This is a genomic window from Pseudoflavitalea rhizosphaerae, from assembly GCF_003991355.1.
Classification (GTDB): domain Bacteria; phylum Bacteroidota; class Bacteroidia; order Chitinophagales; family Chitinophagaceae; genus Pseudobacter; species Pseudobacter rhizosphaerae.
In genome coordinates this window covers 42,438-57,625 of the sequence record NZ_RCSU01000001.1, presented here as the reverse complement: position 1 = coordinate 57,625, position 15,188 = coordinate 42,438, and the positions used below count along the sequence as shown (strand labels likewise).

The 15,188-nt window shown below is 46.6% G+C and carries 13 protein-coding genes, 1 other RNA gene and 1 riboswitch; of the genes, 8 read left to right on the top strand and 6 right to left on the bottom strand.

The genetic code is table 11. The features are described from left to right. Positions 1-72: 72 nt before the first annotated feature. The gene (locus D9Y29_RS00240) at positions 73-471 is read left to right on the top strand and encodes a hypothetical protein (protein WP_127124434.1); all 399 of its coding nucleotides are present in this window, start codon (positions 73-75) and stop codon (positions 469-471) included. Positions 472-637: 166 nt separating this feature from the next. Continuing rightward, positions 638-1,037, top strand: an RNA gene (rnpB, locus tag D9Y29_RS00235) — RNase P RNA component class A. A 3-nt stretch (positions 1,038-1,040) separates the two neighbouring features. Here the strand turns inward: rnpB and D9Y29_RS00230 are convergent. The 4 genes from D9Y29_RS00230 to D9Y29_RS00215 are packed head-to-tail and all read right to left on the bottom strand — an operon-like array spanning position 1,041 to position 3,742. Beyond that, positions 1,041-1,967 (bottom strand): CPBP family intramembrane glutamic endopeptidase, encoded by a 927-nt coding sequence (locus tag D9Y29_RS00230; RefSeq protein WP_127124433.1) that lies wholly within the window; start codon positions 1,965-1,967, stop codon positions 1,041-1,043. A gap of 9 nt (positions 1,968-1,976) precedes the next feature. Next, the gene (gene plsX / locus D9Y29_RS00225; protein ID WP_127124432.1) at positions 1,977-2,933 is read right to left on the bottom strand and encodes a phosphate acyltransferase PlsX; all 957 of its coding nucleotides are present in this window, start codon (positions 2,931-2,933) and stop codon (positions 1,977-1,979) included. A 36-nt stretch (positions 2,934-2,969) separates the two neighbouring features. After that, positions 2,970-3,161 (bottom strand): 50S ribosomal protein L32, encoded by a 192-nt coding sequence (gene rpmF, locus D9Y29_RS00220; protein ID WP_127124431.1) that lies wholly within the window; start codon positions 3,159-3,161, stop codon positions 2,970-2,972. A gap of 32 nt (positions 3,162-3,193) precedes the next feature. Beyond that, entirely contained in the window at positions 3,194-3,742 is a 549-nt protein-coding gene (locus tag D9Y29_RS00215) for a YceD family protein (protein ID WP_127124430.1), read from the bottom strand. A gap of 182 nt (positions 3,743-3,924) precedes the next feature. Here D9Y29_RS00215 and D9Y29_RS00210 point away from each other — a divergent pair, with 182 nt between their 5' ends. From D9Y29_RS00210 to D9Y29_RS00185, 6 genes are all read left to right on the top strand, one after another. Next, positions 3,925-4,404, top strand: coding sequence for a DUF4920 domain-containing protein (locus D9Y29_RS00210; protein WP_127124429.1), 480 nt, complete (start codon positions 3,925-3,927; stop codon positions 4,402-4,404). 209 nt (positions 4,405-4,613) lie between these two features. Further along, positions 4,614-4,819: riboswitch (cobalamin riboswitch) on the top strand. A gap of 106 nt (positions 4,820-4,925) precedes the next feature. Continuing rightward, a complete protein-coding gene (locus D9Y29_RS00205) occupies positions 4,926-7,001 on the top strand; it encodes a TonB-dependent receptor plug domain-containing protein (RefSeq protein WP_127124428.1) in 2,076 nt (691 codons plus the stop codon). A 65-nt stretch (positions 7,002-7,066) separates the two neighbouring features. Continuing rightward, positions 7,067-8,149 carry a YncE family protein gene (locus D9Y29_RS00200; protein ID WP_241237813.1) on the top strand — a complete coding sequence of 361 codons (1,083 nt, stop codon included), beginning with the start codon at positions 7,067-7,069 and terminating at the stop codon, positions 8,147-8,149. A gap of 45 nt (positions 8,150-8,194) precedes the next feature. Further along, positions 8,195-9,679: a PKD-like domain-containing protein gene (locus tag D9Y29_RS00195; protein ID WP_127124426.1), complete on the top strand. Its 1,485-nt coding sequence runs from the start codon at positions 8,195-8,197 to the stop codon at positions 9,677-9,679. Between the two features lie 44 nt (positions 9,680-9,723). Continuing rightward, positions 9,724-10,626, top strand: a complete 903-nt coding sequence (locus tag D9Y29_RS00190; RefSeq protein WP_127124425.1) for a DUF4465 domain-containing protein — start codon at positions 9,724-9,726, stop codon at positions 10,624-10,626. Between the two features lie 74 nt (positions 10,627-10,700). Next, entirely contained in the window at positions 10,701-12,230 is a 1,530-nt protein-coding gene (locus tag D9Y29_RS00185) for a hypothetical protein (protein ID WP_127124424.1), read from the top strand. Here D9Y29_RS00185 and D9Y29_RS00180 read toward each other — a convergent pair. Then, positions 12,198-12,410, bottom strand: a complete 213-nt coding sequence (locus D9Y29_RS00180) for a hypothetical protein (protein ID WP_127124423.1) — start codon at positions 12,408-12,410, stop codon at positions 12,198-12,200. The genes D9Y29_RS00185 and D9Y29_RS00180 overlap by 33 nt on opposite strands. Before the next feature lie 535 nt (positions 12,411-12,945). Beyond that, positions 12,946-15,177, bottom strand: a complete 2,232-nt coding sequence (locus tag D9Y29_RS00175; protein WP_127124422.1) for a monovalent cation:proton antiporter family protein — start codon at positions 15,175-15,177, stop codon at positions 12,946-12,948. Between the last annotated feature and the right edge of the window lie 11 nt (positions 15,178-15,188).

The window sequence follows — 15,188 nt, the reverse complement described above, 5'->3', positions numbered from 1 at the left end:
AATGCGGGAAAATTATATTTTAAGATATAAGTAATTGGTATTTATATGGTAACTACTAAAAATGTTAATTAAGTGATCGAAATTGCAATTGGTATTCTAGGTTTAATAATTGCCTGGATTACTCTTAGGAAAACATTTTATTCGCCCCCAAAAGAAGAAAAAGAGAATTTTTTAGCTTACTTTCTTGCCACGCAAAAACTATCAAGAGAGCTAAGCGAATTGATGACAACTTATGCTACTGAAAGAAATGCTTTAGACCTCGATCTATATCCTGGTATAAGTTACAGGACCTATATATCTGCCTTAATCGATTCACAGAACTCTAATTTATCTAATAGTTTGTTTGAGGAGCTTTCTGCTTCAAATCTTACAAAAAGCAATTTAGCATCAATGCTAAAGAGCCTAGAAGCTCAACAAGAGGATCTCTTAAAAATGAAAAGTGTTTTTACCCTAGCCATGAAGGGGGCATAAATTTCAATTAGTACTGGAATATTTCAGAGTTTGATACAATCCAAAATGTATTTAACTATCAATATAATTTACTTAAGTGAATCATTACTCTCTTGTTGCTCGGGAATGAGAAGTGTGTTAGGAAACACTTCTGATTGGTGAATCTGTTTCATATCTTTGCATTTCAACTACAAACCGGGTTATCGCTATGCCGCAAGGCAGAGAGGAAAGTCCGGACAGCACAGAGCAATGCACCGGTTAAGCGCCGGGTCTGCAGTTAGCTGTACATGCAGCTCCTGCGGAACAGACAGTGCCACAGAAAATAACTGCCTTACACAGGTTTCCTGTGCAAGGTCAAGGTGAAAACGTGGGGTAAGAGCCCACGGCGTTGCAGGGTAACCTGCAGCGGGGGTAAACCTTGCATGCTGAAATGCCATGTATACCAATCCATGAAGTGGCTCGCTTCGTTCACGCAAGTGAAGATTGGGTGGGTAGGCAGCTAGAGCTGGTCAGTAATGATCAGTCCAGATAAATGATAACCATGCGCTCCGCGCATACAGGATCCGGCTTACAGGTTTGTAGTTGAATTTTTATTTAAGGAAAGTATGACCTGCAGCGCCGCCAAGCTCCATCAGCCAGGCGATGCCCAGGTGAACGATCAGTCCTCCCCAGATACTTCTTGTGTGATATACCACCACTCCAAGTATCATCCCTCCCATATACGAAGTGATACATTCCAGCAATGGCTTTCCAAAATGTATAGCGCAATAGAATGCGGCCATCGGAAGAATAGCAGCCTTGCCCGCATAACGGACGAAAGCTAAAATGAGGAATCCCCTGAAGAAGGTTTCGATAGTGAGGAAGTCGATTCCATAAGAAAATTCATACAGGAGTTTGTAACCCCAGCTCTGACTAACGAATGGTTCGATGAATTCGATGCGGTGTACTTTGGGATAAGTGCGGAGGAAGTCGGCCTGCGTGGATGCAAAAGCGATGAGCGGCACCATCAGCGCCAGTAAAATAAAATATGGTTTGGCATCGAATCCTTTGATGCTCATGCCGGCCACCGGGCCTTCATATCGTCCCCATTTCCAGATAAGCGTGATAAAACCCAGTACCAACGCGCATTTCAGCGGCCAGTTCAATACCAGGTAACCGTATTGGTCCCAGGGAGCCGCCAATGAATTTGTAAAGAGACGGGTGATCCGGTCGAAGCTCACTTTGCCGGCAAAGAGGGCAGGGCCGGCCAGTAACAACACCCAGAAGAAAGGTTGGATGCGTATTGTTTTCCGGTGCGCGAGCCATTGGATGAACCAGGCGGCGCCGAAAACAAAACTGAACACACAGAAGAATGCCAGGAACCGTGAACCATAATGAGGGATGCTCATGCACCGGCTTTCTATTCCAAGAGTGTAATTGAGGATGATGAGAACAGCGGTCAGCAATGTGATACCCAGGAAGGATAGCAGGTGCAGCGAGCGGACATATTCTTGTAAATATCCGACAATGGCTTTCATGCAGAATGCTTACTGTGCTTGTGCCTTTCCTTCAAAGCTGGATTTCATCGTACTCAGGAGATTGGAGGCAATCATCTTTTCCGCCAGTTTGATCATATTGCTGAATGCTTTGGCATGCGAGATACCATGACCGATAATAACGGGCTTGGCTACCCCAAGTACAGGAGTGCCGCCATAGTTCTCGAAGTTGAAACGGTCCAGGTGTTCATGCTGAATGCCTTTGGATTGCGTCATCTCATAAAAGCTTTCGGCCATTTTGAGGATAACGTTACCGGTAAAGCCTTCGCAAACCATAACATCGGCTTTGTCTGAGAAGAAATCCCTTCCTTCCACATTACCGATGAAATTGATGGCGGTATTTTCCTTGAGCAGGGGATAGGCGCCCTGTGCCAGGATATTTCCTTTTCCTTCCTCCTCACCAATGTTCACCAGTCCAACACGGGGTTGGGAAATGCCAAGCACGTGCTCTGCATAGAGCGAGCCAAGGATGGCAAACTGGTTCAGGTGTTCCGGTTTACAATCGGCATTGATGCCCACATCCAGGAGCAGGCCCATTTTGCCGTTGTTCTTAGGAATGAGTGTGGAAATGGTAGGTCTCTGAACACCTTCGATGGCTTTAATGCTGTACATGGCGCCAACGAGCATAGCGCCAGTGTTGCCGGCGCTGATAAAGGCTTCAGACTTGCCAGAGGCAAGCAGATGAAATCCTACTGCAATAGAGGAATGCTGTTTTTCTTTGAGCGCTTTGGTGGGATGCTCATGCATGTCGATGACCTGAGTGGTATGCACAACCTTCACTTTGTCTGCAGGAATATTGTACTCCTGCAGCAAAGGATTGATCTGTGCTTCGTCCCCGGTCAATAACAGCGTTGCCGGTGAATCTGTCTCAGAAAAATACAGGTGAATCCCTTTCACCGCTTCACGTGGTGCAAAGTCTCCACCCATTATATCTAAACCGATAATCATAGCCGGCGATCAGACATTTAGTATTATAAAAAGGAATTACTTAATGGGAGAATTTTCAGCTACCACTTTTCCTTTATAATACAGTTTGCCTTCGCTTACGTGAGCACGGTGGCGTACGTGAATTTCGCCGGTAGTGCTGTCTTTGCTTAATGTAACTTTCTCAGCTTTGTAGTGAGTTCTTCTCTTAGCACCTCTTTGTTGAGAATGTCTCCGTTTCGGATTGGGCATAACTCAGAATTTATACAACTATAAAAAAATGATCAATTATTATCTCCAAGATCTTTGAACTGTTCCAGTCCTTTCCACAACGGATTTGCGGACGGATTGTTATTGGCATCCAGTTTCTTGAGCATAGCAAGGACGTCTTTGTTGCAACCGGGGCCACCCATTTCTTCGGGAGTGCACATCCGTTGCATCGGAATGCTCAGGTTCACAAATTCATAGATCCAGTCTGCGATCCTCAGGTGACTTTCTCCTTTGGAGATATAGTACACATCAGGGTCCTCTTCCTGGTCGTTCATCAGTTCAGGATCTTCCACGATCTTCACCACGATGTTGAATTCGTCCCAGAGCTCCAGTGGCAGGTCGTTCCCACAGCGGTCGCAAGTCACATTCAACCTGCCGCCCACCTCGAACTTCAGCAGCATGAAACCTGCCTTCTTATCCAGGGTCAGTTTCACTTTCGCTATACAGTCCCGGAAATCCTGTTCCTGGTAATCCTCAAAGAACTTGTCGTTGATCTCATATTCAAACTCATGGATGCCCGGCTTTAAACCGACAAATGCGATATCAAAATTCCGACGATTCATGAGCTACTCTTTTAAAGAGTTTGCAAAGGTAGGGAAATCTGATTGATTAATAAAACAATATGTCAGTCAAATTGAGGGAATGACCATAAAGATACACCGTTTGGGTTAATATCCTGACCTTCAGCAGCTAGAAATACGGGCGGAAATGGTTAATTTTGACGCACTAAAAGCTCAGCGAAAACATGAAAAGTCTATTTATCAGCGCAGCCCTGCTGTGCACCTTATCCCTGGTAAAAGCAAAAGCCCAGCCTCCCAAAGGACCAGCACCTGTTGGCACTGTATATGGTGCCGATCCCAAAGCCGCCGACCCCGCACCAGCTGCGGTATTACCCGAACTCCTGGCCAAAAAAGATACTGTGTATACCACTATCAGCGCCACTGTTACGGATGTTTGTCCTAAAAAAGGTTGCTGGGTCAAACTCCAGGTGAACGACAGCACGGAAGCATTTGTGAAAATGAAAGGGTATGGTTTTTTCGTGCCGCTGGACCTGATCGGTAAAACAGTGGTACTGGAAGGAAGCGCCTTTGCCAAAACAACAACTGTGGCCGAGCTCCGTCATTATGCTGAAGATGCTAAAAAATCAAAGGCCGAGATCGAAGCCATTACGCAGCCCAAACAAGAGATCAGGCTGGTGGCTTCCGGCATCAAAGTAGTGAAATAAATCAGCGTGTGCCCAGGGCTGACTAAAAAGGGCGGAGAGCTGGCAGTCGCTCGCCTCTGGCGAGTGACTTGTAATTGTTCGCCTCCGGCGAACACAGCGTCGCCGGAGGCGACTAAATATAAGTCACTCGCCAGAGGCGAGCGACTGGCCGCCCCCTACCTTCATATACTTCCTCCTGCTTTTTATTATTGCTCCCATCTTTTTTAATAGTACATTCGCCGCGCAATGGTTTCAAACACAAATTCACTGTGTTGGAATTAAAAGGGAATCAGGTGTAAATCCTGAGCAGACCCGCTGCTGTAAGTTCTACAAACACACTTTGATAACTACAGGCCACTGTTTTTAGTTCATAAAAATGGGAAGGCGTTTCAAAGTGAGAACAAGCCAGAAGACCTGCCATGGCAGATATATTTTAAAGCTTTCGCGGAATGAGGCTTTGAATACTGTATGGACTGAATGTATTTCAGGCGCCTGGTTTTTCCTGCGTCTTCCGGCAAGCTATCCGAAGAAATTTTTTATTGATGCCTATTTCATGCAAGGGAAAAGCTTTGCTGGTAACGCTATTGGCGTTCATCAGTACCGGTCTGTATGCACAAAATATCAAACGGGATAGTGTAAACGCAGATTCAGGCAGTGTTAAAACATTGCCACATGTTATCGTTTCCACATCGGGGTATAAAGAAGTAATTCCGGCTCAAAAACTTTCAGGCGAAAAACTCAAAAGCCTCAACAGCTTTTCAGTGGCTGATGCCATACGCTATTTTGCCGGGGTTCAGGTAAAGGATTATGGAGGCATCGGCGGATTGAAAACGGTGGATATGCGCAGTATGGGCACCAACCATATGGGTGTATTCTATGATGGCATCCAGTTGGGCAATGCACAGAACGGACAGATTGACCTGGGGAAATTCTCTATGGACAATATCGAATCCATCTCCCTGTACAATGGTCAGAAAAGCGATATCTTCCAACCGGCACGGGACTTTGGTTCTTCAGGCACCATTTACCTGCGAAGCCGCAAACCCGTTTTCGATTCTTCAAAGACCACCAATTTCAAGGGCGTTTTCAAAACCGGTTCCTTCGATCTCGTCAATCCTTCCATCCTGGTGGAGCATAAGTTGAAAGAGAATATCCACGCTTCTTTCAGCGGTGAGTACGTCAACTCCAGTGGCCGTTATCCATTCCGTTATAAAAGGATCTTCCCCCTTTCGAAAGATATTGCCTGGGATACCACCGCTTATAGGGAAAACGGAGATATAGAAGCAGTCCGGCTGGAAGGCGGATTGAATGGTTATATCCGCCGCGGTTACTGGAATGCCAAAGTTTATTTCTACAATTCAGAGAGAGGCTTACCCGGCGCCATCGTCAACAATGTATGGAAGCGGGCACAAAGGCAGTGGGACAGGAACTTCTTTGCACAGGGCAGCTTTCAGAAAAATATCGCAAGGGGTTATGATATACAGGTGAACGCCAAGTACGCCAACGACTACATGCGTTACCTGAACCCCGATACCAGCTTACTCTATATCGATAACAATTTCCTTCAGCATGAATGGTATGCATCCGTTGCCAATAAATACAGCCTGTCTGATAAGATCAGTTTCAATTTGTCTACAGACTTTCAGTACAATGCTCTCGATGCCAACCTCGATGGTTTTTTGTTCCCGGAAAGATTCACTTCCCTGGTAGCGCTGGCCGGAGCGGCAGAGCTCGGTAAATTCAAAATGCAGGCAAGTGTTTTAGGTACGTTTGTGAAGGAACGCATCATTCCCAACAACGCTTCTGCTGCTGACTCGCTCAGGGCAGCGCCTTCTAAAAATGAATTGACGCCGGCCTTCTTTATCTCCTGGAAACCCTTTGCCAAAACTGATCTCAGCATAAGGGCCTTTTATAAGAATATTTTCCGCCTGCCTACTTTCAACGACCTCTATTATACCGATATCGGAAATGCCAGCCTGCACCCGGAATACACACACCAATACAATCTCGGCTTTCAATATCGCAGGCAATTTGCCAATTCACTGCTCTCTGAATGGAATGTACAATCCGATTTTTATTTCAACCGCGTAACAGATAAGATCGTGGCTGTTCCCAAGGGAAGCGGCATATATCGCTGGATGATGATGAATATCGGAACGGTGGAAATAAAAGGCATGGACCTCATTGCTGATTTCGCTTTTTTATTACCTGCTTCTGTTTTCCTGAATATCAGAGTTGCTTATACTTACCAGCAGGCGCAGGATCTGACTAGACGAAAGAACCCTGAACTGGAAAAAACAACCTGGGGCGGTCAAATATCCTATATCCCCTGGCATAGCGGTTCCATTATTTCATCTATTCAATATAAAACCTGGCGGCTCAATTACAGCTTCATCTACGTAGGAGAACGATACCATAATTCAGCCAATATCCCGGAGAATTATGAACAACCCTGGTATACCAGTGATCTGTCAGCATCGAAGGATATAACCATTAAGAAATACCGCTGCAAAATTTCCGGGGAGTTGAATAATGCGCTCAGCCAGGATTATGAAGTGGTGCTGAACTATCCAATGCCTAAAAGGAATTTCAAGATCATCTTATCTGTTGAATTATGATAAAGCGCTCATCATATTGTATAGCGGTCCTGCTGTTTTTTATATGTACATCCTGCAGAAAGGAGGTGGAAGTATTCCTGGGCGAAAGCATCGGCCTGGAACATCCTTCCTTCGATGGCTTCTCCGGTTTTTACCTGCTCAATGAAGGCAATATGGGCAGCAATAAAAGTACGCTGGACTATTTCGATTTCACAACGGGCATCTATCACAGGAACATGTATGCCACTGTCAATCCAACTGTGCCCAAACAACTGGGAGATGTGGGGAATGATATCGCTATTTATGGTGGCAGGCTCTATGCCGTCATCAATGCTTCCAACAAGGTGGAAGTGATGGAGGCCAGAACGGGAAAGAGGATCGGGCAGGTGGAGATCCCGAATTGCCGCTATATCAAATTCCACGAAGGCTTTGCTTATATCACGTCTTATGCAGGCCCTATCCAGATCAATCCAGACTATACGCAAAAAGGCTTCGTAGCCAAAGTAGATACAACCTCACTCAAAATAGTTTCAAAATGTATTGTAGGCTACCAGCCCGATGGCCTTGAAATAACGAATGGAAAGATCTATGTAGCCAATTCAGGTGGCTATATGGGAGCAGGCAATACCGAAAAATATGAAAGGACCATTTCTGTAATAGACCTGGCTACTTTCAAAGAAACCAAAAGGATCGATGTTGCCTATAATCTCCATCATATCAAAGCAGACAAACGAGGCAATCTTTGGGTGACCTCCCGGGGCGATTACAAGAGCCTCCCTTCACGGCTTTTTTTCATTGATGTATCGCTGCAGAAAGTAACAGACACAGTGCCTATCGCCGTCAGTAATTATTACCTGGATGGGGATTCCTTGTATGTCTACAGTACTGAATGGAGTCATATCTCGCAATCCAACACCATCACTTATGGCATCGTCAATACCTATACGCGTGAGATCATTACCCGTTCGTTCATCACCGATGGAACGGATAAGGAAATAGAGGTCCCTTACGGGATAATGGTACACCCGGTAACAAAAAATATCTATGTAACAGAAGCCGGCAACTATGTATCACCGGGATTGCTGTATTGTTTTACGAAAGAAGGTAAAAAGAAATGGAGTGTGCGAACTGGTGATATCCCTGCACATTTTGCCTTATTGCCTCAATAGTACTCATATCAGTATATCACTATAAAGTATAACCGAAATAAAAAAATGAAAACAAAAAAATTACTAAAGCTGCTGATTATTGTCATGTTCTTTGCCTTTTCCTGCCGCAAAGAGCATTACCGGGCTCCGGGAATTTCAGGGATAGGAACAGAAACCATAGTGCTGAACATAGGCGACAAAATGGTGCTGGCGCCCAATGTAACCAATCTCAAGGGTAACAGTTATTCCTGGCTGGTGAATGGTAAGGAGATTGCTACCGGACAGCTCAACTATACATTCACGGCTACTGAACCGGGAGATTTTGAGGTAACCTTCAAAGTGGTGAACAAAGGTGGTTCAGATCAGCAGTCTTTCAGGGTGCAGGTGGAAAAATTGATTGAAGTATCGATAGCGGAACAATCTGCTGTTCCCATGTGCAGTGTTCTTGATATTGTTCCCACCATTAACGGACCGGATCGGGATGATTACGAGTATGAATGGTCCATAGGAGATTCAGTGATCGGTAAGAACCGTGATCTGAGTTTTATTTCAGCCATTGCCGGAAGTTTTGAACTGACGCTGCGCACTGGCGCCGGTAGGCAGTCTGCTTCATTTACCCGGACTGTTACAGTACTCGAAGCAACATATAACAGGAATGCCTATACGGTGCTGGAATACCTGCCTTCGCCCGGAAAGAACCATAACTGGTCGATTATCGGTTATGCAGAAAGCTGGAAGTATGGAGATGAGTTCCAGCTTCCTTATAATGAGTTTCTCGCCAAAGCTGCAGAAAGAAGAAAACAGCCCGGGGGCAACTACTCTCTTTTCCTGGGAAGCTGGGGAGGTTCTGCCACTTTCAAGTTCGATCATACCGTGGTGAATGCGCCGGGCAAACCAGATATTGAAATGGCGGCTGTGCATTCGAATAGCGATCTGCCTGCTATTTATGTAGCCTTTGATCGCAATAAGAACGGAACACCCGATAATGATGAATGGTACGAAATAAAGAATGCCGATTACGGTATTGAAGACCTGCCGGAATATGAGATCAGCTTCAGGTACGACAGCACCGTAACGGATGCCAGAAGGATCTATTCCTATTTCAGCTGGAAGGATAACCAGGTTGAAGAGGACAGGGACAGTGGCCAGATCGTCACCAACAAAACCTTCACCAGTTCCATGACAACCGCCGGAACATTTTCACCCAGAGGTTTCTTCCCGGGCCTGAGTGTGATCGATCTTGATTCCAAACAAACTGCTTTCCTGAATGGATGGCCGGCTTCGTTTGTTCGTAGGGGTAAGCGCATCACCCGCGACCTTTCAGGTGCTCCACAATTCTACCAGACAAGGAATATCGATATCGATCTCGCGGTTGATAAGAACGGTGAGCCTGTTCTATTACCGGGCATCGATTTCATCAGGGTCCAAAAAGTTGTCTATCCCTTTGCCAGGGACTTCAATGATGGAAATAAATACAAGGATTTCAATATGGAAGAATCACGGATGTTACAGGTGAACACCATTTTGGACAAGCATATTCAACAAAACTAAAAAGCCGGGCATCATGAAAATATAATTAACCAAAAAACCTTAATATGAAAAAGGCCATCCTTGATCAATCGTTGTTAGCTACCGTTCTTGTACTCTTACTGGCATCATCCTGTTCCAAACACAAGGATGTATCGCCGGTGGAAGGGGCAGGGCAAAATTTATTGCCCACCACTTATACGATCACTTTTGAAGGCTTGAGCAGAAGCTATATGGCAGATACCACGCCGCAAGCCGATAACGCTTATTCTTCCTGGGGAGGTACGCAGATCCTGCCTTATGTTCATTCGCCCAGCAACCTCAGGTTTGCGATCAACGGCGCCGGCAGCGGACCTGTAGATTACTGGAACCATGGGTTCATTATTTCAGACTGGAACTATAAATCCAATATCCCCGGTAAAACCGGCGACTGGTGGTATTCCTGGCTCAATCAGGCCAGTGTGTATTCCGGTACGCATGGCGCTAATAATGGTGGCTATGGCGGCAGCAGCAATTTTGCCGTCATGTTCGGCTACCAGGATTTATATAATGCCCCTTATGTTTCAAGACCCGCCATCAATTTCACATCAGGTAGTGGAGTGGTAGAAGGAATGTATATCTGTCTTTCCTCTTATACCTATGGCGTGATAGAGTATGGAAATACATTTGGATCTGGAATGGCAACGCCATTGAAGGATGTGAATGGCGGCCAGGGCTATCTCAAATTACTCGCATATGGCTTTAATGGAAGCACACCCACCAATGGCGGAGATCCTGTAGAAATATACCTGGCCATGTACAACAATCACCTGCCTGTAGTGGCCCCGGTGACCACCTGGACTTATTTCGACCTCGCAGACCTGGGCACCGTTACACGTGTTGAATTCAATATCGAAGGTAACGACTCTGGTGCTTATGGGCTGAATACGCCGGCCTATGTGTGCATGGACAATGTTGCCGTTACATTGTAATGCCTTGAAATAAATGATGCCCGGCTTTTTTTGATGGCAAAAAAACTATGACAACAACTTCTTAAATCGAAAAAATGAATAACAGCAATAAATTCCTCTTTGCACTGATTTGTATTTTATTCCTGCTTGGCAGCTGTGGTAAGAAAGATGCCGAATACCTTGAACCTGCGCCTGAGATCACAGGACTGGAAACAGATTATTACGTGGTAGTGAAAGAATCTTTACTGCTGAGCCCAGCTATCAGCAGCAGAGTGGATTCCCTGGTCTGGTTTATCGATGGGAAGAAAGTAGCGAACGCTTCAACATACAATTTCCAGGCGCCTGCAGAGCCAGGGAATTATAACCTGGTGGTGATGGCGTATAATGCTGGTAATATTTATCAGAAAGTTGTACAGATCACTACAGGCCGTTACGTGAACCGGGAAACCAGGACCAACTCGATCCTCAGTCTTGATGCATCTGAAAAATTTGCAGGTAAAAATGATATCAAATGGGAAATACTGTCTGCTCCTTCTGAACTGTACAGGTTAACTGGTATGGATGGCGATTCACAATCGATGCTGTTTTCCGCTGTAAGCAGGGGTACTTACCAGGTAAAAGTATCTTCCGGAGACCTGGTGGATACGCTCCTCATCACTGTGCGGCAGGCGCTGGCGCCACCGTCTCCCTATATTTCATCGGTGTTCGATTATCTTCCTGCTCCCGGTCAATTCGTGAATGAACTGCCAAAATATAATCCTGGCGACACTTATGAAACGATGCTGGGAAAAGTCAGCAAAGACCTGGTTGGCGAAGCAGCCAATATGATCACACTCGGGGGCTGGGGAGGTTATGTGGTAGTGGGTTTTGATCATACCATCGTAAACGTACCCGGCAAACGCGATTTCAGGATTTATGGAAATGCATTCGGCGCCAATTCCAATCCACGTCCCAACGCGCCTTTCGGAGGCAGCTGCGAGCCCGGGATCATCCTGGTGGCGTACGATAAAAACAAGAATGGAAAACCCGATGAAGATGAATGGTATGAGATCAGGGGCAGTGGCAGTTTTTCTGCAGAAACTGAATCCTGGTATTCGATCGCTGCCAGCCAGGGAAATGACCTGCGCACTTTCCGTAATTATGAAATGACCTATTATCGCCCGGCATCGGAAGAACCCACCGGAAGTCCGCAAGGTCATGTGAGTATCAGTGAATATATACGCTGGACGGATAACCAGTCGCAGGAAGGATACAAAGTGAAGAATACCTATCACGCGCAAAGTTATTACCCGGGCTGGGTAAAAGAAAATAATATAACCTGCAAGGGTATACGCCTCGCGCGCAATGGTGTTGATGAAAGTGCTGCAGGCAACTACTATGTACTGTATGCGTACAGGTATGGGTATGCAGACAACTATCCCAATGGTCACGACAATGCCGGGATCGATATCGACTGGGCCATCGATAAGAATGGCAACAGGGTAGTGTTGCCGGGAATTGACTTTGTGAAAGTTTACAATGGTGTTGACCAGGAGAATGGATGGCTCGGCGAAGCTTCCACGGAAGTAAGCCGCGGTGAAGACCTGCATTTGTTAGGTATCAGAATAGACACCATCGATCCATAATGGTGTTTTGATACTGAACGAATCCATTTTCCTTTTTTCCAGTTCTTCTTTTATCTTTTTCAATCTTTGTTTTGCGAGTTCACCCTGCGGGGAGCTGGAATCCTTATCAAATGTATCGGCAACAAAACAGGCAATATACCCGGGATCGCCGGCATAGATGATTGCCCTGCGTAGATTCATGTTGCTGGTACGGGGTTTATTTGAAAAGTTAGGAGAATTGTGAGCCGTGAATGATCAGACCTTGCTGACCCGGATCAGCCCATTCCTTTTTCCATTTTTGCCTGCATAGAATTCAAAACGGGCTGTATCGCCGGCCTGCAGGCCGTCCTGGTCGTCTGGAGCAGGAAGAGCACCTGGGAGGGATCGAATATTATTTCAGAAATGATTTGTTGATCAGCACCCGTACTCAACCTTATGGATTTCCACCCGGTGGATGGGCAAAACCGGAATACGCTTTATTGAAGTTCAGAGAGCGGTATGAGATATTACAATCCTGGCTGAAAGCGCACTAACAGGGAGCCGCAGTCGCTCGCCTCCGGCGAGTGACTCATATTCCGTCGCCTCCGGCGACGCGGTGTTCGCCGGAGGCGAACAAATAGAAGTCACTCGCCGGAGGCGAGCGACTGACAACTCCCTGCACTTTTTAGTAAGCCCCCAATAAAGCTCACCCGCCGGAGGCGAGCGTGTACACCCCGCTTGCGTTCATCCTCTGAACTTAGTGATGTTCAAAGATCAGCTTGCTGATCAGTTTCCCATCGCCCACTACAAACACTACATCGTTCTGCTGGAATTCGAAGAATGATTCGGGGTTCAAAATACGCTGGTTATTCCTTTCCACACCAACCACAATCCCTTTGATCCTTTCGCGGATTCCGGAACCGCGGATGGTCTTGTTCAGGAGCGATGATTTCTCATCGATCACAAAATCGCGAAGTACCACATTGGCAGGGTTGGTCTCTTCCTCATCATGATGTTTGATGGGGCGGATGATGGCTTGTAATCTTTTGATCTGTGCATCGCTGCCCAGCACAAAGATCTCGTCTCCCGGGTATACGCGCTCATTGCGGCCGGGAGCCGAAATGCTGTGCTCGCCGCGTTTGATCAGTACCACGTTGATGCCTAGTTGCTCACGCCAGTGCAGTTCCATCAGCGTTTTGCCGATCACGGCAGACTCAGGATGCAGTTCCAGTGTGGCGATATGCGCATCCCAGGGCGCCAGCTCGGAGCGGTTCTTCTCTGCTGCCGCCAGTTCACGTTCATTGAAATTGCGCATGAACCTGGCTTCGATACGATCATAGAATTTGCGGATCCTCTTGTTGAATACACCGATGATCACGGCAATTGCCAGAACGGAGAGCAAGCCTGCTTCGAATGAGAAGAAGCGGTGCATGAGGAAACCGATAAAGCTTCCTGCAAGAATGAGACGGAAAAAATGTATAAGGTTCAGTCTGCCATTGTAACGGTTGCTGGCCAGTACTTCACGGTAAGCAGCGGAATTGGTGTTGCGTACGGCCAGTGCGTACAGGAAAGGCAACATCAGCAATAATGTAATGAATGCAGTGGCCCATTTCACCCAAGAGCCATCGGTATAATGATTGCGGATATAGGGCAATGCGTATTCCGCCGATACCATTACGATACAGATCAGCAACATACCCAACAGGAATGTATTCAGCATGGTGTTGCGCACCACCTGGTTCCAGGCGCTTAATGATTGCGTATCTTTTGCCTTGGTACCTGGTCCGGACAAGGCATTCTGTACCTTCTCCGGTAGTATTTTTTCCAACCATTTATAGAAGGGCCTGCTGCTTTGTATGAGATAAGGAGTTGTGAGTGTGGTTACCGCAGACACAGCCACGGCAATGGGATAGAGAAAGGCGCTGGTTACTTTGAGGGTAAGTCCCAGCGTGGCAATGATGAATGAGAACTCGCCGATCTGCGCCAGGCTGAAACCTGCCTGCACAGAGGTTTGCAGCGATTGTCCAGCCAACAATGCCCCGAATGTTGTACTCAATACTTTGCCGGCAATAGTGATCACTGTGATCAATGCAATTGGTCCTGCATATTCCATCACCATTTTTGGATCGATCAACATACCTACCGATACGAAGAAGATAGCGCCGAAGAGGTCCTTCACCGGTTTCACCAGGTGTTCGATCTTTTCAGCCTGTGTGGTCTCTGCCAGGATGGAACCCATGATGAATGCGCCGAGGGCGGGAGAGAAGCCCACTGCATTGGCGAACCATACCATCAGCAAACAAAGCGACAATGACACCACCAGCAGGGTTTCATCGTTCATTAATTTCTTCGTTTTCTTGAGAAAGGTGGGAAGAAAAAAGATGCCGGCGGCAAACCAGATCACGAGGAAGAACACGAGTTTGAGAACAGAGAGCAACATTTCCGCTCCTGCAAACTGCTGGCTGAGCGCGAGTGTAGACAATAACACCAGCAATACGATGGCCACAAGGTCTTCCACGATCAATGCGCCGAAAACCAGGGAAGCAAATCTTTGCGTTTTTACATTCAGCTCATCAAATGCACGAAGAATGATGGTGGTGGAGGAAATGGAAAGTATGCCTCCGAGGAAGAGGCTGTCCATAAAATTCCAGCCAAGGGCCTGGCCGGTGCCGAAGCCCAATGCTATCATGGCCACCACTTCAAAAACGGCGGTGACGGAGGCGGGTGCGCCTACCTTGATCAATTTCTTAAAGCTGAATTCCAAACCGAGTGAGAACAGGAGAAAGATCACGCCGATCTCAGCCCAGATCTGGATATTGGTGGGCTCATATACTGTGGGCAGCCAATTGAAATGCGGACCCACGAAGAAGCCGGCAATGATATAGCCAAGTACTACAGGCTGTTTCAGTTTTTTGAACAATAAAGTAACAATGGCGGCGGCTCCAAGTATCAGGGCCAGATCCATAATCAAGTAAGGCAAATGCGTCATTCGCAGGATTT

Excerpts from the sequence above, each read along its gene's own strand:
- D9Y29_RS00230 (WP_127124433.1), bottom strand. The coding sequence starts at position 1,967 with ATGAAAGCCATTGTCGGATATTTACAAGAATATGTCCGCTCGCTGCAC.
- plsX (WP_127124432.1), bottom strand. The coding sequence starts at position 2,933 with ATGATTATCGGTTTAGATATAATGGGTGGAGACTTTGCACCACGTGAA.
- rpmF (WP_127124431.1), bottom strand. The coding sequence starts at position 3,161 with ATGCCCAATCCGAAACGGAGACATTCTCAACAAAGAGGTGCTAAGAGA.
- D9Y29_RS00215 (WP_127124430.1), bottom strand. The coding sequence starts at position 3,742 with ATGAATCGTCGGAATTTTGATATCGCATTTGTCGGTTTAAAGCCGGGC.
- D9Y29_RS00210 (WP_127124429.1), top strand. The coding sequence starts at position 3,925 with ATGAAAAGTCTATTTATCAGCGCAGCCCTGCTGTGCACCTTATCCCTG.
- D9Y29_RS00205 (WP_127124428.1), top strand. The coding sequence starts at position 4,926 with ATGCCTATTTCATGCAAGGGAAAAGCTTTGCTGGTAACGCTATTGGCG.
- D9Y29_RS00195 (WP_127124426.1), top strand. The coding sequence starts at position 8,195 with ATGAAAACAAAAAAATTACTAAAGCTGCTGATTATTGTCATGTTCTTT.
- D9Y29_RS00190 (WP_127124425.1), top strand. The coding sequence starts at position 9,724 with ATGAAAAAGGCCATCCTTGATCAATCGTTGTTAGCTACCGTTCTTGTA.
- D9Y29_RS00185 (WP_127124424.1), top strand. The coding sequence starts at position 10,701 with ATGAATAACAGCAATAAATTCCTCTTTGCACTGATTTGTATTTTATTC.
- D9Y29_RS00180 (WP_127124423.1), bottom strand. The coding sequence starts at position 12,410 with ATGAATCTACGCAGGGCAATCATCTATGCCGGCGATCCCGGGTATATT.
- D9Y29_RS00175 (WP_127124422.1), bottom strand. The coding sequence starts at position 15,177 with ATGACGCATTTGCCTTACTTGATTATGGATCTGGCCCTGATACTTGGA.